At 32.2% G+C, this 20,865-nt stretch carries 21 protein-coding genes; 1 reads left to right on the top strand and 20 read right to left on the bottom strand.

All coding sequences use genetic code 11. The annotated features are described in order from the left end of the window. Positions 1-2 precede the first annotated feature (2 nt). The 19 genes from NQ558_RS06285 to NQ558_RS06195 form a co-directional block, all read right to left on the bottom strand. Positions 3-329 (bottom strand): DUF4258 domain-containing protein, encoded by a 327-nt coding sequence (locus tag NQ558_RS06285; RefSeq protein WP_005363585.1) that lies wholly within the window; start codon positions 327-329, stop codon positions 3-5. 68 nt (positions 330-397) lie between these two features. Further along, a complete protein-coding gene (locus NQ558_RS06280) occupies positions 398-745 on the bottom strand; it encodes a hypothetical protein (protein ID WP_005363583.1) in 348 nt (115 codons plus the stop codon). Between the two features lie 277 nt (positions 746-1,022). Then, positions 1,023-1,457, bottom strand: coding sequence for a hypothetical protein (locus NQ558_RS06275; protein ID WP_005363580.1), 435 nt, complete (start codon positions 1,455-1,457; stop codon positions 1,023-1,025). Positions 1,458-1,484: 27 nt separating this feature from the next. Further along, the gene (locus NQ558_RS06270; RefSeq protein WP_156775007.1) at positions 1,485-1,964 is read right to left on the bottom strand and encodes a hypothetical protein; all 480 of its coding nucleotides are present in this window, start codon (positions 1,962-1,964) and stop codon (positions 1,485-1,487) included. 138 nt (positions 1,965-2,102) lie between these two features. Beyond that, on the bottom strand, positions 2,103-2,423 hold the full coding sequence (locus tag NQ558_RS06265; RefSeq protein WP_005363577.1) for a hypothetical protein: 321 nt from the start codon (positions 2,421-2,423) through the stop codon (positions 2,103-2,105). A 14-nt stretch (positions 2,424-2,437) separates the two neighbouring features. Next, positions 2,438-2,644: a hypothetical protein gene (locus NQ558_RS06260; protein ID WP_005363576.1), complete on the bottom strand. Its 207-nt coding sequence runs from the start codon at positions 2,642-2,644 to the stop codon at positions 2,438-2,440. Next, entirely contained in the window at positions 2,641-2,871 is a 231-nt protein-coding gene (locus NQ558_RS06255) for a hypothetical protein (protein ID WP_040447324.1), read from the bottom strand. Before NQ558_RS06255 ends, NQ558_RS06260 begins: the two co-directional genes overlap by 4 nt. Before the next feature lie 63 nt (positions 2,872-2,934). Then, a complete protein-coding gene (locus tag NQ558_RS06250) occupies positions 2,935-3,996 on the bottom strand; it encodes a hypothetical protein (RefSeq protein ID WP_005363574.1) in 1,062 nt (353 codons plus the stop codon). Further along, positions 3,983-5,896 (bottom strand): AAA family ATPase, encoded by a 1,914-nt coding sequence (locus tag NQ558_RS06245; protein ID WP_278183943.1) that lies wholly within the window; start codon positions 5,894-5,896, stop codon positions 3,983-3,985. The genes NQ558_RS06250 and NQ558_RS06245 overlap by 14 nt, the downstream gene beginning before the upstream one ends. A 297-nt stretch (positions 5,897-6,193) precedes the next feature. Then, positions 6,194-8,821 (bottom strand): pyruvate, phosphate dikinase, encoded by a 2,628-nt coding sequence (gene ppdK / locus NQ558_RS06240; protein WP_005363571.1) that lies wholly within the window; start codon positions 8,819-8,821, stop codon positions 6,194-6,196. Between the two features lie 251 nt (positions 8,822-9,072). After that, positions 9,073-10,458 carry a glycoside hydrolase family 30 protein gene (locus tag NQ558_RS06235; protein WP_005363570.1) on the bottom strand — a complete coding sequence of 462 codons (1,386 nt, stop codon included), beginning with the start codon at positions 10,456-10,458 and terminating at the stop codon, positions 9,073-9,075. A 287-nt stretch (positions 10,459-10,745) separates the two neighbouring features. Next, a complete protein-coding gene (locus tag NQ558_RS06230; RefSeq protein ID WP_005363569.1) occupies positions 10,746-12,143 on the bottom strand; it encodes a glycine--tRNA ligase in 1,398 nt (465 codons plus the stop codon). A gap of 124 nt (positions 12,144-12,267) precedes the next feature. After that, positions 12,268-12,900 (bottom strand): LPS-assembly lipoprotein LptE, encoded by a 633-nt coding sequence (locus tag NQ558_RS06225; protein WP_005363568.1) that lies wholly within the window; start codon positions 12,898-12,900, stop codon positions 12,268-12,270. A gap of 65 nt (positions 12,901-12,965) precedes the next feature. Beyond that, positions 12,966-13,703 carry a DNA repair protein RecO gene (recO, locus tag NQ558_RS06220; protein ID WP_040447322.1) on the bottom strand — a complete coding sequence of 246 codons (738 nt, stop codon included), beginning with the start codon at positions 13,701-13,703 and terminating at the stop codon, positions 12,966-12,968. Continuing rightward, positions 13,648-13,833, bottom strand: a complete 186-nt coding sequence (locus tag NQ558_RS06215) for a hypothetical protein (RefSeq protein ID WP_005363566.1) — start codon at positions 13,831-13,833, stop codon at positions 13,648-13,650. The genes recO and NQ558_RS06215 overlap by 56 nt, the downstream gene beginning before the upstream one ends. A gap of 202 nt (positions 13,834-14,035) precedes the next feature. Further along, complete coding sequence (era, locus tag NQ558_RS06210; RefSeq protein WP_005363564.1) at positions 14,036-14,938, bottom strand: GTPase Era; 903 nt, start codon at positions 14,936-14,938, stop codon at positions 14,036-14,038. Positions 14,939-15,052: 114 nt separating this feature from the next. After that, complete coding sequence (locus tag NQ558_RS06205; RefSeq protein ID WP_005363562.1) at positions 15,053-18,040, bottom strand: insulinase family protein; 2,988 nt, start codon at positions 18,038-18,040, stop codon at positions 15,053-15,055. Between the two features lie 165 nt (positions 18,041-18,205). Further along, positions 18,206-18,583 (bottom strand): DUF1284 domain-containing protein, encoded by a 378-nt coding sequence (locus NQ558_RS06200; protein WP_005363561.1) that lies wholly within the window; start codon positions 18,581-18,583, stop codon positions 18,206-18,208. Continuing rightward, complete coding sequence (locus NQ558_RS06195; protein WP_005363559.1) at positions 18,564-19,118, bottom strand: biotin transporter BioY; 555 nt, start codon at positions 19,116-19,118, stop codon at positions 18,564-18,566. Before NQ558_RS06195 ends, NQ558_RS06200 begins: the two co-directional genes overlap by 20 nt. Positions 19,119-19,430: 312 nt before the next feature. Here NQ558_RS06195 and NQ558_RS06190 point away from each other — a divergent pair, with 312 nt between their 5' ends. After that, entirely contained in the window at positions 19,431-20,405 is a 975-nt protein-coding gene (locus NQ558_RS06190) for a biotin--[acetyl-CoA-carboxylase] ligase (protein ID WP_005363558.1), read from the top strand. A gap of 88 nt (positions 20,406-20,493) precedes the next feature. On the opposite strand, the gene NQ558_RS06185 is transcribed toward NQ558_RS06190, so the two are convergent. After that, the gene (locus NQ558_RS06185) at positions 20,494-20,862 is read right to left on the bottom strand and encodes a hypothetical protein (RefSeq protein ID WP_005363556.1); all 369 of its coding nucleotides are present in this window, start codon (positions 20,860-20,862) and stop codon (positions 20,494-20,496) included. Between the last annotated feature and the right edge of the window lie 3 nt (positions 20,863-20,865).

Below are 20,865 nucleotides of genomic sequence, written 5' to 3'. Positions count from 1 at the left end.
AACTATTTCCTCCTTGTTTTCAAATCATTTTCAAATTTAATTGTATTAGGGAAGTATGCTGTAATAATATAAATATATTTTACATCACTTCCAGCAACAACATGTATTATTTTATCATTTATAGTAAATCCAAAAATCAAACAACTAGGATGCGGAAAATCATCTGGATAATCTTCAATAATTTCTCCTTCCAAAACACATTTTTTTACATCTGCTCTGGAAATATCCCTTTCTTGCATTCTCTCCAAACAATGTGCAGACCATCGAATAGCGTTTTCTAAAATGTATTTTTTCAAATCTTCTATTTGCACTTTAACACCTCTTTCCATATCCGTCTACGCTTTTTGTTTTCACTTATATTATACTTATCTGTCTATTAAATATCAATTAAACATTTTCATTTATTAATTTTGTATATAATAATGATGCTATACTCTGTTGATGTAATATATGTCTCTGAAATCCATATTTCTTCCTCATTTTCAATTAATATATCTTTAAATTCGTAATCTTCTTCATCCAGAAAATATTTTTCTAGAATTTTGCTATGTTCCTTTTCTTCATTAGACACCAACAAGTACACACATCCACCATAATCTTTTTTGCTTCTTTCCATGCCATAATTTGAATCTAAAATTTCTATTACTCTTTCGATTTCTTTCTTCACCATCAAAGGAATATTGTATTTTTTACAATCATTTTGGAGTTGTATATTTTGTTTTTTTGTCCAATACTCGTTTATCATTTATCTGCTTTTCTCCTTATTAACTTGATTTCTATGTTGCACAACAGTCTTTAAAATTGTTATTGTCATAGTTATCGCCGATAAAATCATCTTTACCTTTTTATCATTCATATTATGTATTCCTTTCCCACAAAACTACATTTGTGTAAATAAGATTGATTAACAATACTCCTATCCCCAATCCTATTAAATATTCTTTCACTATTCGCATCCTTTCTGCATAAAAATAAGACTAACGCTCGTTAATTGAACGTTAGCCTTATTTCTGCATACTTTTCTATTTCCATTTCTCTAGACTATCTGAACCAGAATATGTATTGCCATCTTTAAGTTTTCCCCAATATTCTAAAACCTTCTTATCATTAGCCGATGTCTTAAAATAGTAGTATGACCCTTTCCCTCTCTTGACTTTAATTGTCCATTTTCCTTTTTTCTTTTTTGTGGAAACAATCTTATGCTTAAACTCTAACTTACCAAGTTTTTTACTAGATAACTGGTTGAAATTGCTGTCATAATCAGCATAGTATTTCACATACTTTTTTGTGAACTTGACCTTATAACCTGGCATGCCCCATGTATGCCAGGTTCCTTTTAAATACTTTAAAGCTTTTTTTGTTGCCTTCGCTTCAACGTTCGTTGTGCCTGATATCGTAACTGTTGAAAAAATCATTACTATACACATTACCAATACTAAAAATTTTCTTTTCTTCATATCTTTTCTCCAATCTCTAAAATCTAATTAACTACTGATGACTACTTTTGTAACTTTTCCATTTTTTACAATAAACCAAAACTCTAACCCATTTGGATTTTTATTTAACTGCTTGCAAAAATTTACAAAACTACTTTTTGTATCTTTTACTTCACCTGCCATACCTCCTGCTTCATAAAATTTAACATTTTTTGCTAATTTAAAAGTTCTTTTTTTCTTTTTACAATATTTTGCTTTCCCATCCCAAGCTGATTCTCTACTATTCCCTTTTTTTAAAGAACCAGTTATCGTCATTTTTGTCTTTGTGAATTTTACTTTTGAAATAATTCCTGTCCTATCAACATCTTTTACTTTCCCAAGAAAATTTCCACTATAATATGTTTTTTTGCCTTTTGCATAAACACTATCTGCATTTAACATTGTAAAAGTTCCTAACAACATTGCTACTGATAATAATACAGCTATTAATTTCTTAATTTTTTGCATATTAGCTCCTTTCTTTTTCAATAAATATTCTATCTTTTTGGCTTTACAAACGTATGTCCTTCTATAAAAATAATGACATCAACCTTTCGGCAATACCATTACATTTCATATTGATTACTCAATAATTGTATTGATAAAAATGTATTACCATTTCCACTTTTATTTTGACTTTTTTCTAGTCAACTCTATTCTTTTTTCTTCCTTATTCAATTGTATTGTATAGCTTTCTAACTCGTCCCCTAATTTCTTTTTTATTCTTCTTACCCGAAAATCCATATAATCGTTCATAATCATAGCTCCTTCTTGACCAGTTGCCATCCAACATATACGATTTCTTATTACTGGCTTTCCTGTTATCTCCCCATAGTATTTATAACTATGTCTTATTTTTCTATAAGCACTTTCCACTGCATAAATGGTTCTTTCCTTATTTTTTACAGCCTTAACTAATTCATCATATTGCTTTACTATTACTGCCATAAATCTCTTTCTATTTAATATTTAATCCTCCTTTTTAATTCTAATCTAAGCTCATCAACACTTTTATTTATTGCTCTTGCAGAATATCTTTTCTCATATTCTTCATCATATACTGGGTCCACGCAAGCACTAATCCAAGCATTATCTACTTCCTCCACTACTGCTAAATCAGTCTTAAGTTCTCCTCTTTTTAAACTTCTAGATTTCAAAACCTGAATCATCTCTTTGTCATTGTATCAGTTAATATTTCATACGATTCTTTTTGCAATTTTTCAGCTTTATATGTTTCATCTAAATAGAATTTAAACATAAACTTCAAAAACTTACTCAATTTCCTTTCAAATGTTTTTGATGCAGTTACAGTACCTTCATTTATATCTTGTCCGTACCCTGTTTTTTCATACATTTTTTTTACCAATGCTCTAGTCGACTGCTTTGTTCTACTCATATGTATCTCTCCTGTCATATTATGTTTATTTACATTACATATTATAAAATCAAATTTAATTACTTATTCTGTTTCATCTAATATCCCCAACTGTTTTAATATGTCTTTAGTAAACTTAGATAACGGAATATTTTTTGAGAATTCTTCACTGTTAGAAATAGAATAAAAGGTTTCCAATAAATCCGATTCATCCTTGAATATATACCCAAAATTTTTTAATATATCATCTTTATATGTTTCTGGATAAATATATTTTTTTCGTATAATTTCTTTTGCGTATTCTTTTGATTGATTGTATTTTTTCTCTAATCTAAAAATTAAATTTGAATTTTCCATATGTTCACTTATATTTTCGCCGTTAACATCTCTAATTTTTATTTTAAAGTTGTCTGAAATTCCTTGCCAAACTGTTGAATCATATCTTCTGTTTTCAACATCATCAATATTTTTTTCATTATTAATATCTCTCTCGTCAGAATTTGTATATAACTCTATACAAAATTTATATTCTTTATTCTCATAATCATAATAAGGATTAAAAGTTCTTTTTGTAAAATTCAATTTTTCGTGATTACAAATTTTGCAACACGGAACTAAATTATAAAAAGAAAGTGCTAAAGCTGGTATTTCATTTTTCGAATAATAATGGTCTATATCTCCCTTAAACATTCTTTTCTTTTTCCCATACTCATCCACTATAGTGTAACTTTCTAAAAAATTTCGATTACAATATGGACATACCTGCACATTAAGTATTTTAACGATATCAATGAATGCTACACTCTTCCTATAATTTTCATATTTCCTTATTAAATATTCTCTAGTTGTCTTCTTTATATCTTTTTTATATATTCTTATCACTTCATCTTCTTTTGATAAATTTCTAAAGAAATAATCAATTATATACCGTTTCCATGATGTATTTTTTATTACCTCTCTATTTTGAATGAATTCGTTTTTCCACAACAAATACTCTTTACCATTTTTGAATATCATTTTTCTAAAACTATCATCTGAATCCATAATTTCTATAAATTCTTCAATTTGTTTTTCTCTAAAAAACCATTTACTCCACCTTTTCTGTATCTTTTTTATTTCTTCTTTTTCTATCTTAATATGTATCATTTTCTTTTTTTGCCAGATTCTTAAGCACTTCCTCCACTTTTTTTCTATCCTGTTCGTTTGTAATTGCTTGTAATATTTGTTCTGTATTATTAAATATTTTCAATTGCTTTTTCTTTTCAGCTAATTGCTTTTTCATTCCTTTTCGTATAATAGGTTCTCCTATTTGTTCAATAAAATATTCGATACTATTAAGCTCTTTTTCTTTTAAATTTGCTTCGTTTATTTGCATTATCACTTTATTAATTTTTTTTGTAATAAATTCTCCAACAGTGTTATCCATGAAAAAGTTATTTTTCATTAAATCATATATATTTGCTCCTAAAGAACTTGATTTTACATCTAGTCTTTTTACACTCAATTTTTTATCTTTTGTTCTTCTATCTAACAGAAAAACATTTGTTGGCAATATATCTGATAACAAATATGGTGAATGTGTCGACATAATCAACTGTATGTTTCCCTGAAATTTTATTGATTGTATAACCTGTACTATAATATCAATGAATCTTCTAGACCATTCAGGGTGTAACGCCTGGTCAGGCTCGTCTAACAATAACACTATTAATTCAGCATCATTGTTATTTTCAATACAATCATCTATTTTAGCTATTATGTCAAGAAACTTTTCTTCCCCTTCAGAAAGCATTTCAAATCTAATTATAAACTTATATCCAATATCTGAGTCAACTTCATTCTGCCTTGCGTCAATAAAATAACTATAATTATTCAATAGGTTTATTATACTCGAATTTTGTTTTTCATCAATAATAACCTCTACTCCATCTTTATTAAAATACTCTTCTGGAATTTGTTGCAAACTTTCTACAATTTTCTCTAATGCCTCTACGTATGCAAAACCACCTATACTTGGAATTGTATTTATTCTGCTTGCTATGTATCTAGAAATAATTTTTAAAACTTCTATATCTTTCGTTTCTCTGTATTTTACTTTATCAATTATTTCTTCTATCTTGTTCAACTCCAATTTATAATTTTCTGGTAACCCAAATTTATTAATTGAACTGTCTATACTATTTAAACCATAAATATATAATATATCTTCATTAGTTACTTTTTCTTCTATATGCTGTTCATTTATTACATTATCATCTTTACATCGTGAATATAATCCATTTACTATCATATCCATTATATATCTCGTATATAAATCACAAATATACTTTTCTTTTTCTGTTTTATTATCTAAGTTTTCTTTCTCGTTATTTCTATTTAAATGTATTCTTTTTCTAAGATATAATTTATTTTCTATTCTTTCTATATATTTTTTATAATTTTCACGCTTATCATCATTTATATAATAGCCTGAATAATCTATGTCATCATAAAACTTCATTTTAACACTATTACATTCGAACCCTCTTATCTCTCCATTCTTACATTTGTTAATGGTTAAATATTTTTTATACATAGACGGATTAGAGACTAGCCTTCTATTTGCTATATATCCATCTTCAGACCTTCTGTAACTTCTATTTCTACTACTATATCTATAACTCTCACCTATATATGAATATCTTATCAACTCACTGAGTTTTCTATTTTCTACACGATAATCAAAATAATGTTTATTAATACTTTTCAATATTTCATTTTCATATTTATAAACTTTACCTATAGACGTTTTAGATTTATCATATATTTCATCATCTGTACCATTATCAATATTTTTAATCATATTACTTAGCACATTTTCCCTCATTACTTCTATACCATACATATCATCCCCAGCATCATTTTTTCCTATATAATACAACAAAAAATACTCATCTTTTACACATTTCTTTTCTATCGAATTTTTCAATCTATCTTCTCTATCCATTCCTAATATGTCCAATATAGTGGTTTTACCTGAACCATTTTTACCTACTAATACAGAAATATTACTTATATTTTCTCCATAAAAATTTTTTTAATAATCCTTATTTCTTTTTATTAGTAATTCTCCATTATTATTTTCAATATTAAAATCATTTGATAATTGAATTCCTTGCTTAAATATAAAATTATCAAATTTTTCTATATATACATAAATTAATTCCATTATTTTTTTCTTCCATAAGATATTATAATTTTGATTTTACACTATTTTATGTGAAAAAAAAACTCCTGCACACCATTTCTAGTATACAGGAGTTCATTATTTTAAGTAATTATATTCTTTTCACTAATCAGTGTATTACTTGTTAGCGATAGCTGCCTGAGCTGCTGCTAATCTAGCAATAGGTACACGGAATGGTGAACATGATACATAATCAAGACCAATCTTATGGCAGAATTCTACTGAAGATGGATCTCCACCGTGTTCTCCACAGATACCTACGTGAAGGTTAGGGTTAACTGGCTTACCAAGTTTGATAGCCATTTCCATTAACTTACCAACACCAACCTGATCTAACTTAGCAAATGGATCGTTTTCGAAGATCTTAGCATCATAGTAAGCATCTAAGAACTTACCAGCATCATCTCTTGAGAATCCGTATGTCATCTGTGTTAAATCGTTTGTACCGAAGCAGAAGAAGTCAGCCTGCTTAGCGATTTCGTCAGCTGTAAGAGCTGCTCTAGGGATTTCGATCATTGTACCTACCTGGTATTCAAGTTCAACACCTGCTGCTGCGATTTCAGCATCAGCTGTAGCTACTACGATATCCTTAACATATTTTAATTCCTTAGCATCACATGATAATGGAATCATGATTTCAGGCTTAACTGTCCAATCGCTGTGCTTCTTCTGTACGTTGATAGCAGCACGAATAACAGCCTTAGTCTGCATCTTAGCGATTTCTGGATATGTTACAGCAAGACGAAGTCCTCTGTGTCCCATCATAGGGTTAAATTCATGTAATCCCTGGATAATACCCTTAATTTCTTCTACTGATTTGCCCTGAGCTTCAGCAAGTTTCTTAATATCGTCTTCTTCAGTTGGAACGAATTCATGAAGAGGTGGATCTAAGAATCTGATTGTTACTGGACATCCTTCAAGAGCTTCATAAAGAGCTTCGAAGTCTCCCTGCTGATATGGAAGAATCTTTTCAAGTGCTTCTTCTCTTTCTTCAACAGTATCTGAACAAATCATTTCTCTAAATGCAGCGATTCTGTCTTCTTCGAAGAACATATGCTCTGTACGGCAAAGACCAATACCTTCTGCACCAAGTTCTCTAGCTTTCTTAGCATCAGCTGGAGTATCTGCATTAGTTCTAACTTTAAGTGTTCTGAACTTATCAGCCCATCCCATGATTCTTCCGAATTCACCAGCGATTGTTGCATCAACTGTAGGTATGATACCATCATAAATATTACCTGTAGAACCATCGATTGAGATAAAGTCTCCTTCATGGTATTCTTTTCCAGCTAATGTAAATTTCTTGTTTGCTTCATCCATAACGATGTCGCCACAACCAGATACACAACATGTACCCATACCACGGGCTACTACTGCAGCATGTGATGTCATACCACCACGAACTGTTAAGATACCCTGTGATGCCTTCATACCTGTGATATCTTCTGGAGATGTTTCAAGACGTACAAGTACAACCTTTTCTCCTCTTGCATTCCAAGTTTCAGCGTCTTCAGCTGTGAATACGATCTTACCACAAGCTGCTCCTGGAGATGCTCCAAGTGCCTTAGCAACTGGTGTAGCTGCCTTAAGAGCTGCTGCATCAAACTGTGGATGTAATAATGTATCTAAGTTTCTTGGATCGATCATAGCTACAGCTTCTTCTTCTGTTCTCATGCCTTCATCAACAAGGTCACAAGCGATCTTTAAAGCAGCCTGAGCTGTTCTCTTACCATTTCTTGTCTGTAACATGTAAAGCTTTCTGTTTTCAACAGTAAATTCCATATCCTGCATATCTCTGTAATGATCTTCAAGAGTCTTGCAAACCTTTACAAATTCTTCAAATGCTTCTGGGAATTCCTGTTCCATCTGAGCGATAGGCATTGGTGTTCTAACACCTGCAACTACGTCTTCACCCTGAGCATTCTTTAAGAATTCACCCATTAAGTGCTTTTCACCTGTAGCAGGATCTCTTGTAAATGCAACACCTGTACCACAATCATCACCCATATTACCGAATGCCATTGACTGTACGTTAACAGCTGTACCCCATGAATAAGGGATATCATTGTCACGACGGTATACGTTAGCACGTGGGTTGTCCCATGATCTAAATACGGCCTTGATAGCTCCCATTAACTGTTCCTTAGGATCATCTGGGAAATCTTCTCCGATTTTTTCTTTGTATTCAGCCTTGAACTGTGATGCTAATTCCTTTAAGTCATCAGCTGTAAGTTCTACGTCCTGCTGAACACCTCTATCAGCTTTCATCTTGTCGATAAGTTCTTCAAAGTACTTCTTACCAACTTCCATAACTACATCAGAGTACATCTGGATGAATCTTCTATAGCAGTCCCAAGCCCAACGAGCATTTCCTGACTTAGCAGCAATTGCTTCAACTACTGTTTCGTTAAGACCAAGGTTAAGAATTGTATCCATCATACCTGGCATAGAAGCTCTAGCTCCTGAACGAACAGAAACAAGTAAAGGATTCTCTTTATCACCGAATTTCTTTCCTGTGATTTCTTCCATCTTTACGATGTATTCATTGATCTGACCCTGAATTTCTTCATTGATCTCTCTGCCATCCTCATAGTACTGAGTACAAGCTTCTGTTGTAATTGTGAATCCCTGAGGTACTGGAAGTCCTAAGCCTGTCATTTCTGCAAGGTTAGCACCTTTACCACCAAGAAGTTCACGCATGTTAGCATTACCTTCGCTGAAAAGGTATACCCATTTGTTTGCCATCTGTTTTTTCCTCCTAAAACTGTATTTTATGTTATGAGTTGAAGGAATGGCTTTCCTATACACAACTCATATAATCGATTAATGATGAGACCAGCTAAGCAAAAACTGCTTATATCATAGTTGATAATCAACTCCATAAAAAAAGACGCAATCTCACCTATGAAATAATTATAACATAGACAATCTCATAGTCAAGAAGAAATATGCCCTAAACTCTTTATATTTAAAGGGGTTTAGGGCATTTAAGAAAATTATTCCTGACTATTTTTTGTTATAAATGTTGTAATTGAATGAGCAGGTATTTCCGTGTTTGTTCCCTGTCCATCAACAACCAAAGCTAATCTCTGCTTTCTGTTCAACTCATTTTGAACCACTGTAACAATATCTCCATTAGGGTTTTTAAATGATACTGAATATAATCCCTTATCCACATCATTTCTACAGCAGATTCTCACTGCTCCCGGTTCAATATATCTTGAAAAATGACCAATATAGTAATATGAACTGTTGTACATTATTTCTTTTGTATTCCTATCATACATTACCGGTGCTTCACAATAGTTTCCTACATAGTTAGGACCGCCGATTTCATTTAAAAGCAGATTCCAATCAATCCATGCTTCATTATAGTTATTGAAATCTTTTATAATATTTCTTCCATAGATTTCTCCATGTTTCCATGCACCGATTCCTGCCTTTGAACTTGTTCCGCCTGAATTATTCACTAATTCAACACAGCCCTCTGTAAATAATAAATGTTTCTCAGGAAATTTTTCATGAACCATTGTAAGAATTTCTGATTTATCTGAAACATACCAATGGAACGCTGCTCCCCAAACCTTTTCTCTAGCTCCCGGATATGCCATTGACTCATTTAATCTTCTAAACATTAAGTCTCTATTGTGGTCCCAAATAACAATTTTAACTTTGTCCTGCAATCCTCTTTTTTCTAATGCAGGATAAAGATAGTCAACTGCAAACTCCGCTTCTTCATCAGCCTCATACTTACATGATGCCCATTCCTGTTTTGCAGCCGGCTCATTCTGGATACTAATCATATCTATTTCTATGCCACGTTCTTTCATTCCCTCAACATACTTAACCATATATTCAGCCCATGTTGCATAGTTTTTCTTTAAAAGTCTGCCACCGTTATTAATATCTTTGTTGTCTTTCATAAAAGCCGGTGGACTCCATGGTGATGCCAATATTCCCAGACTGTGTCCTGCTGTTTCTTTTGCCCTTGTCAAAAAAGGTATCAGCCACTTGTCTTCCCTTGACATATCAAACGTCGATAACTGAAGATCTCCTTCTTCAATGTATGTATATGGTTCTAACGAAAAGTCACATCCATGAATTGTTGTTCTTCCCAGATTATATGCTAATCCGTGTTCCTTATCAAAGTAAGCTTTCACGATTTCATCCTTTGATTTTTCATCTGCATTAGCCCAAGTATAAGCTGCTGCTTCCGTAAAAGCCCCTCCAAATCCCAAAAGTTTCTGATAGCTTATGCTACTGTCAACAGACACTGTATTCATTCGGAAATTATAATATTTAAACAATTCCAAATCATCTAACTTGCGCCATGCCTGTTTTTCGTTTTTCGCTGTCTGGATAACTTTAACTACTGGTTTCATATTACACCTCGCCTTTTAATTATTTGAAACATAGTTTCATTTACGGCAACTGATTCAAGTTACTCCAACCCCTTCTCAATTCCTCTATGAATATTATATAATAGAAACGTTTTTATCCAAAGAGTTTTTGTGCTTTTTACTCTCTATTTAGGATTTTTTTCATTTATTTTTAAAATTCAGCATAAAAATCATTATTTAGACTTATTTTTGTCTAACATAATTAGTCTTTTTCATAACAAAAGGCCACCCTCTTAGGTAGCCTTTCTCTAAAAATTGTATTATTTTTATTAGAATTCAAATTTCTGTTCAAAGTATTCTTTCAAATCTTCAATCTTAATTCTTTCCTGTTCCATTGTGTCACGGTCACGTACTGTAACTGCTCCATCTTCTTCTGAATCAAAGTCATATGTTACACAGAATGGAGTTCCGATTTCATCCTGACGACGATATCTCTTTCCAATTGCTCCTCTGTCATCAAATTCACAGTTATAATACTTGCTAAGTTCTGCAAATACCTTTTCAGCACCTTCATTTAATTTCTTTGACAAAGGCAATACACCAATCTTAACAGGTGCAAGTGCAGGATGAAAATGTAAAACTGTACGCATATCAGGTTTTTCTTCTGTTCCGATATTTTCTTCATCATAAGCTGCACATAAGAAAGCTAATGTTACACGGTCCGCACCAAGTGATGGTTCAATAACATATGGAACATATCTTTCATGCTTGTCATCATCAAAATATGTTAAATCCTGTTTTGAAAGTTCCTGATGCTGTGTAAGGTCATAATCTGTTCTGTCAGCAATACCCCAAAGTTCGCCCCATCCAAATGGGAATAAAAATTCAATATCAGTTGTTCCCTTTGAGTAGAAGCACAATTCTTCAGGTGAATGATCACGAAGTCTCATTTCATCTTCTTTAATTCCAAGGCTTAATAACCAGTCTCGGCAAAAAGCTCTCCAATACTGGAACCATTCAAGGTCTGTTCCTGGTTCACAGAAGAACTCTAATTCCATCTGTTCAAATTCTCTTGTTCTGAATGTAAAGTTACCAGGTGTAATTTCATTTCTAAATGATTTACCAACCTGACCAATTCCGAAAGGAATCTTCTTTCTTGATGTTCTCTGAACATTCTTAAAGTTAACGAAAATTCCCTGAGCTGTTTCAGGTCTTAAGTATACTGTATTCTTAGCATCCTCAGTTACACCCTGGAATGTTTTAAACATAAGGTTAAATTCACGGATTTCTGTAAAGTTGTGCTTTCCACATGTAGGACATGCAATCTTGTGCTCTTCTATGTAATCAGCCATCTGTTCATGTGTCCAACCATCAACTGAGCCTTCAGCTTCAATACCATTATCAGCCATATAGTCTTCAATAATCTTGTCAGCTCTAAATCTTTCATGACACTCTTTACAGTCCATTAATGGATCTGAGAATCCGCCAAGATGTCCTGATGCTACCCAAGTCTGTGGATTCATTAAAATTGCACAGTCAACACCTACGTTATAAGGGTTTTCCTGAATAAATTTCTTCCACCATGCCTTTTTTACATTGTTCTTTAATTCAACACCTAAGTTACCATAATCCCAAGTATTTGCAAGTCCACCGTAAATTTCTGAGCCCGGATATACAAATCCTCTGCTTTTTGCAAGTGCTACAATTTTTTCCATTGTCTTTTCCATGTCATTTCTTCCTTTTCTACTTTTTCTATTTTCTATTATGATTTTTCTTAATTTAACTTTTATTTTTTTATTTGTCAAATTATTTTATGCTAACTGGTAAAATATTTTCTAAAAAATATGATTATTATTCAAGTTCATACACAATATAACTTAGTTCATCATCTGACTTTGCTGTAGTCACAATGCCATCATCATCAATCTTACAATTATCACTTGTATATAAAACATTGCCTTCTACCTGAACCTTATACTGTTCATCCACTATTAAAATATTACTATCCGTCATACTTTTAATAGTTTTAGCCTTGATTTTATCCTTTTTGCCTGGTTCAACAAAATTACCACTTATTTTGCAATCGTCATTAGAATCAATTGTTCCAATATAGAATTTGTCTTTTTCCACTCTATTATCATTTAACATATAATTAAGTAAATCATATGTTGTTGTAAAATCAAGAGACAATGTTGCAACCTTTTTTGACACACTAAAGCTATCAAGTGTAATTGCATCATCTACTGAAGCATCACTACTAGCATTGTATGCCTTAATTTCAGCATCTATCTCCTTCTTTAGTTCATCTTTATCATAATAATCCTTATCAAACGATTCGCTTACAGCATATGAAACCATACCGTCCTTCTGTATGTAGATAGCACTTTGACCTGATTCCAAATCAACATCACCAACAGTATGACCACAAGCCGTCAGCCCTAATGTCAAAACAACTGACATTAGCATTGCCATAATTCTCTTCATCTCTTAGTCTCCTATTTATTTTCTCTAGTTAGTAATTCTATACGTTTAAGCAATTAATTTCAATATTAAATTTCCAGAAATTCTAAAGAATTAAACTTCCTATCTATATGTTTCTTTATATATTTGTTAATTATCCCCTTCATCTGTTCCAGTACTTTATCTGTCACGTCAAAGGAGAATAATCTTGTTATAGGTGATGTAACTATATATTGAAGTGCATAAATTGTTGAATTGTCAATTATATTTTTCTCTGGTACTTTTCCATGACAGTTGCTACATATCATTGTACTATTTTTTTCATCAAAGTAATCAAGATTCTCTTTTTCTCCGCAATTGCCACAAGTAAACACATTTGGATACTCACCATTTATAACAAGAATTCTTAATTCAAATATGCATCTAATCAATTCTTTTTTTAGCATATTTTTGGATAATGCCTTCATAGACATATATAGTAGTTTAAGTGTTTCTCCTGCCTCAATACCTTCCCTACCATAATAGTCCGCCAGTTCCAAAAAGTACATTCCCATATACATACTGTCAATGTCTTTCATGTCACTGCTGAAATAGTCACTTATTTTCATTGATGTTACCGTATATGCATTTCTTCCTCTGTACAAGGTAAATTCACCAAAAGCCATTGGCTGGCTTCCTGCAAGAAACTGACTTGTTGTTTTTCTTGCGCCTCTTGCAAAAGCTGTGATTTTACCAAATTCCTTTGTTAACAATACCAGTCTTTTGTCATATTCACTTATAGCCATGGAGGATATTACCATCCCAATTACTGTTACTGTTTCTATCATTTGCCTTTTCACCTTCTATTGCAGAAATAAATTTTTCGCAAGCCTGTCTTTTTCTCTCCTCAGAATACTTCAAATAATCTTCAATCTTTCCTGTTGCCCAAAAAGCACTAGAACTTCCCTGATATTCCATATTCCCTCCTAAGTACCAATTCTAAAACTAATTTCATTCAGTGCCATCCCCACCATTATGCAGACATCGTGGGCTAAGACCTTTTGACACTGTAATCCTATATAAAATTATATTTTATTTTCCATGTTTTATATGTCTATAATTAGGATTCTCCATAGAAATTTTTGTATACTTATTTAGGCTTGTAAGAATATATTGGAAATTATTTTTCTTCAATATATCCGTAATTCTTCATTAATAATTCGCTGTCTCTCCAGTCTTTTCTAACTTTTACCCATAACTGAAGATTAACTTTCATTTCCAACTGCTGCTCAATTTCATATCTGGCATTTGTACCGATTTTCTTAAGCATGCTGCCTTTTTTGCCAATTATTATTCCCTTATGTGAATCTCTTTCACAAACTATTGTTGCGTCAATATCCATAATTTCAGCATTTTTTCTCTGCTTCATTCTTTCTATTGTTACAGCAATTCCGTGAGGCACTTCTTCATTTAATGCGTGAAGAGCTTTTTCTCTTATTAATTCAGCTACAATCTGTCTCATTGGCTGGTCTGTAACTGTATCTTCATCATAGTACATAGGACCTTCCGGCAAATACTTAAATATTTCCTCAACAACTGTATCTGTGTTCTGACCTCTAAGAGCTGATGCAGGAATGATTTCATTAAAATCATATATTTTTCTATATGCATCAATAAAAGTCAAAATCTCTTCACGTTTAACTGTATCTGTTTTGTTAATTACAAGAATTACAGGTACATCAATGCCTTTAAGTTGTTCAGCAATATGCTGTTCCCCTGCACCGATAAAAGTGTCAGGTTCTACAAGCCATAATATAAGGTCAACTTCCTTTAATGTTTTTTCTGCCACATTAACCATATATTCCCCAAGCTTGTTTTTAGCTTTGTGAATTCCTGGTGTGTCAAGGAATACTATCTGACCTTCATCACATGTGTATACTGTCTGTATCTTATTTCTTGTAGTCTGTGGTTTTTTTGATGTTATTGCTATCTTCTGACCAATAATCTGATTCATTAATGTAGATTTTCCTACATTTGGTCTGCCTATAAGGGCTACAAATCCTGATTTAAATTTTTCTTTCATTATCTTATTGCATCCCCTGGATGCTCTCCTTTCTTTCGGTAAACAACTAATAATTCTCTTTAGTTCCAATATATCTGTCTGATATTTTTAGTTATAACTTTAAACTAATACTTTTTAAACTAATTCTACTATTTTTTCAAAAAGTTCTTTGTCCTGTTCTATTGCACTTGCACTACCTACTACGCAAATATTATTGTCTGCCATAGCTTCTCTTACCAAAGGTGCAAGCTCTCTAATGTTTTCAACATTGGTTGAAAGAATCTGCTCACGTTCTCTTTTTAATGTTTCATAATCTGTGTCTGTAATAAAACAGCTAAACTCTCTTCCACTTCTGTCTGCCGCATTAAGTGGTGTATCAATTCCGCTAATTGTTCCTATAATATATTTACGCATTTCTCTTTCATCTACATTAAAATTTTCAATAAAATCTGCTGCTTTTAAATATACCTGATTAGTTTTTCCAAGGTTTGGATCTCTGTATGAAGTAAACATTACATCACCATTTCTTGTAAATGAAGCGTTACATCCATAAGCTCCACCTAATTCTCTAATGTTATTCCAAAGATATTTACTTCTCATAATATTTCCAAGAACCATAAAGCTTCCACTAAATACCTTGTCATTATCCTTGTTGTAGTTACCTGTTCTTGCAACGTATTGAACCTGACCTGATGTTTTTATTGCTTCATTTTTCTTTTCAGGTTTAAACTGCCACAAATCCTTATTTCTTGGAACATTATAAACACTGTTCTTTAAGTCAATAACAAGCTTTTTCACAAGTTCATAACTTTCCTTATCTCCGGCATAATTCAAATACATTTTCTGATTGCTGAACACATATTCAATTGTATATTTCAATTTCTTTGCGAAATCTTCTTTCTTTTCTTCATAATTATCTAAAATATCACTTAAGAACTGATAGAATGCAAGTCCTGTTGACTGTTCTTTTAAATAATATGATTTTGAATAATAAGACATTGCTCTAAGCATTGCAGCACTGTCACCTGTCTTTATTATTGAAGATTTCACTCTTGATTTTAATTCTTCAAGAATTTCTTTTAAACGCTTATAGTCATCAAACTTAGTTTCCAAAACAACTTCTTTAATCAAATCAAAAGTCTTTGGAATCTTGTCATAAAGCATCTTTGCGTGAACCTCGCCTGTAAGCATTGGTTCTCCTGTTTTCTTATTAACATAAATTCCTGAATCAAAAGCAAAACCGCCTAAATCCAAATCAATTTCAGTATTAAGTTCTGTATAAGAATGCTTTTCAGTATCCATGTAACTTAACACAGGTTTCAAAAGTCCCATATAACTTTGATATTTTTCAGGCAAATCTGTACAGTCGAATACTATGTCAAGGTATCCTATTCCATTAGTAAACAGGTCGTTGTAAAGCATTGTTATGCCTTCTTTAGCTTCCGGTTGTCCAATGATTTTTCGTGGTTCTTTTCCTATATCCTCGATTTCAAGTAAAGGAATTTTTGCTAAATTTTCAGGTGAAGAAGATGTTGTCTGATATTCTTTTAGTTCCTTTGTTTCTTTTATTATATTTTCAATTTCTTCATCTGTCATTGTACCTTTCTTAGCTTCCAATGAATCTTTTAACTGCTGTTCTTTCTTTTCAGTCAATCCTTTTTCAGGTGTTAATATTACCACTGATTTGTGAGTATTTTTTATAAAATATTCTGTGATTAATTTTTCAAAATAATCTGTGTCAATCATCTTTCTAAGTTTTTCAAAAACCTTGTTTGTTTCTAATAAAACAAAAGGATTGCTGTCATCATATAACCAGCTTGAAAGCATATTTATTCCAAAGATTAATCCCTTTGGTATTCTGCCAAAATCTGATTCTCTCACTTTAAATTCAAGGCTGTTTAATCCTGCCAAAAGTGCCTTTTTATCAAGACCTTCCTTTGCTAATTTTTCAAGTGTTTCATTTATTATTGTAATAAATTTTTCTTTGTCTGATTCATTGGCATATTTTGCAACAATGCTGTACATAGGCTGGCAAATATCGTCCTCATACTGACTATAAACATCTTTCCCGATTTTTGCATCAATTAAAGCCTGCTTAAGAAAAGCTCCAGGCATTTCCATAAGAACGTATTCCAAAACCTGAATTGCAGTATTTAATTCTACGTCACTGCTATCGCCAATTACATAATTAACTGTAAGAACTGTGTTGTCTTCCAATGATTCACTGTCTGTAATTGCATAAGCCACTTTTTCTTCCTTTAACTGTGAAAAAGCAGGCTGTTTCTTTACTTCTGAATCAATTTTCAACATATCATACTTGCCAAGATATTCCTTGTCAATCCACTGAAGTCTTTCAACCATATCCATATCTCCATAAAGATAAATGTAGCTGTTAGACGGATGATAGTATTTTCTATGAAAATCCAAATATTCTTCATATGATAATTCCGGTATATTGTCAGGATTTCCACCTGACTCATAACTGTAAGATGTGTCCGGATACAATGAATGTAATGTTGCTCTATCCATTACGCCGTCCACTGATGAATAAACGCCTTTCATTTCATTGTATACAACTCCGTTGTAAGTTAATTCTCCATCCTTGTTTTCAAGTTCGTAATGCCATCCCTCCTGAAGAAAAATCTTCTTTTCATCATATATATTAGGATTAAAAACTGCATCCATATACGTTTCCATAAGATTCTTAAAATCCTTGTCATTATAACTTGCCACAGGATAAATTGTCTTATCCGGATATGTCATTGCATTTAAAAATGTGTTAAGTGACCCCTTAACTAATTCCATAAAAGGATCCTTAACAGGATACTTCTTCGAACCACAAAGTACTGTATGCTCGATAATGTGCGGAACTCCCGTATCATTATTAACAGGTGTTCTAAATCCTATATTAAATACCTTGTTATCATCATCATTAGCCAGAAGTACTATTCTTGCTCCTGTTTTCTTATGTTTCAGAAACCATCCTTCTGAATCAACTTCTTCTATATTTTTATGAAGAATCACTTCATATTCTTTTAAATTGCTTATCTGCTCATTTAAATTCTTTGCCTCTAAAGTCATTGCTTCCTCCAAAATTAAATCTAATACATTATATACTAACATATTTTGGTTCTTCTATCTAGATTTATACCTATATTGTTTAGTTGCAGATTTATACCTGTGTTGTTTAGCTATCGCAAATATCAAGTCTAATCGCATATAACACAAAAGGTGCATAGCATAAAGCCACGCACCCTTTGGTTGTTTGAAATATATATATTTATTATTCTAATTTTTAAAACAAATATCTGACCACTGACACTTACCACAAGTTTCTCTCATCTTACCTGAGTCTATAATGTTCTCTCTTATGGCTTTGGTAATATTTGACCATTTGGCACTGTTTCCTACAGTTTCAATTACTTTGTCATACACTCTCTTGTCATGTTGTCTTACAGAATCTTCATTCTCACATGCCCCACCCATATTATGTGGGCAATTCTTACATACATCATCTGTTCCTTCAACAATCTCAACCTGAGGATCTTCTTTTTCAAGTTTTTCTTTTATTGCTGCCATAGATGCAACAAATCCATCGCTGTATCCCTTGCCCTCAAAGAACTGCATACACAACATATGATGTGGTCTAATTAAGTATTTTGACATATTTCTTCATCCTATTAACAATAATTGTTGCTACTAATATTTTAACTAAATCAGGAATAATAAATGGTATTACACAGTATCCCAATGCCACTGTCAATGAAGTCTTCATTACAAACATAAACTGAATTGTTCCAATAACAAAACATACAACATCACCTAAAATCATAGCTACAACTGTAGCTCCAAGTTTTAACCATGTAGAACTCTTTTCAAAGAAATGAGTGATTATGCCAATAATAAGTGCAGTAAAAACAAATCCTGTTATGTAACCACCTGTTGTTCCAACAATAACTCCCGGTCCGCCTGCACCACAAAATACAGGTACACCAATAATACCAAGCAAAATATAAACTATAACTGCTAATGTTCCTCTCTTAGTTCCAAGTATGCCTGCTGTTACAAAAACACCAAATGTCTGTAATGTAAATGGTACAGGTCCTACTGAAATCTGTATAAATGAACATACAGTTATTATTGCTACAAATACAGCTATAAGAACCATATCCTGAACAGTTAAAAATTTCTTATTATTCATTTTTTATAAAAGGCATCAATTGAGTAATTAAATTTATGCCTATGTCCCTTCTAAATATTCTCTGAATATGCGCACTCCAACGTCACCATTGTAAGACAACGTTTTTCGATTGTCAACCCATTTTATTTTTTAGCTAACATTTTATTATTCATTCACTTTGTTTTGTTGAATAAACATATTTTTGATGTTATACTTTTTTATGTCATATTTTTGACATTATATTTTCATTGCATAAAATGAATTTTGTTATGTACTTCTATTGCATAACTCTTTATTGCATAATCATACTAATTAAGAAAGGTTTCTGTTACCATGAGCATAAAAGACGAAGTTTTAAAACAGCTTGAAGAAAATAAAGGTGAATACATTTCAGGAGGTCAGCTTGCAACTAATCTTAACGTAAGCCGTAACTCTATCTGGAAAGCCATTAAAACTCTTGAAAAAGATGGCTATTCAATAAATGCAATTCCTAACAAAGGATATTGCTTAGAGCCTGACAATGACATTCTTTCACCACAAAGCATTGAACAATATTTAAATTATCCACTTGATTTGTCTGTATACAAAACCATTACATCTACCAATACAGTTTTAAAAGAAAAAGCCGAACAGAGTGCGCCACACGGCACAGTCCTTATCGCCACAGAACAGACACTTGGCAGAGGACGAATGGGTAAGAAATTCTACTCTCCATCAAACACAGGCCTGTACATTAGCATATTAGTAAGACCTGATATTCCTGCTGATCAGGCTTTATTCTTAACAACTTCTGCTGCTGTGGCAACAGCCAAAGCCATTGAAGATGTTTCTAACAAAAAAGCTGACATTAAATGGGTTAATGACATTTATATTGAAGGTAAAAAAGTTTGTGGCATTCTTACCGAAGCTGCCTTTAATATTGAAACATCAAAGTTGGATTATGCCATAGTAGGAATTGGCATTAACGTATGCCCACCTGAAGACGGTTTTCCTGAAGATATTTCAGAAATTGCAACTGCTATTTTTGAAAAAAGCAGTGATGCCGTAAATAAGCGAAGCATACTTGTTGGTCACCTTTTAAACTATTTTATGGAATACTATGAATCCTTTGACAAAAGAGCTTATCTTGACGAATATATTAGCCGTTCAATGATAATTGGGCAACCTATCAGCGTACTTTCTAACGGAACTTCAAGAAATGCACTGGCTCTTGAAATAGACAAGGAATGCCATCTTAAAGTTCGTTATGAAGACGGTTCTGAAGAATGGCTAAACTCCGGCGAAGTCAGCACTAAAATTCAAAAATAATATAATACTATAGATTATAAGTTAAATTGTCTTATTCCACCTGTGCCTGCACAATGGTGGGATAATGACTTTAGGACACATCTGATTTTTATTCAGCTATTGCTGACTTTCTAACTGTTATTTCTCCATTTTTTCCATTTACATATTTAAATTTTTCAGTTACTGCAACAGACAAAAGTCCCTCTTTATAGTCTGCATCATATACTTCAACGGTAACATCTCCCTTGCCTTTCATGTTAACACTTAACAACTGAATAAAATATGCTACCATTTCCTTATTAGACAATATAGTCGACTGATTTTCAATCTGACTGTCTGAAACTGTTTTCTTAATTGATGCAGAAACTGCTCTGTTTAATTCGTCTGTTCTTAAGTCCTTACTTTCCACAGATACTATTGTCATTGCAGCTATGAAAATTATAACTATGGTTCCCACAATAATTATTATCTGTTTCATACA

Source organism: Eubacterium ventriosum (assembly GCF_025150745.1).
Taxonomy (GTDB): Bacteria; Bacillota; Clostridia; order Lachnospirales; family Lachnospiraceae; genus Eubacterium_G; species Eubacterium_G ventriosum.
The sequence above is the reverse complement of the archived record's forward strand: the minus strand, read 5'-3'. Positions and strand labels throughout refer to the sequence as shown.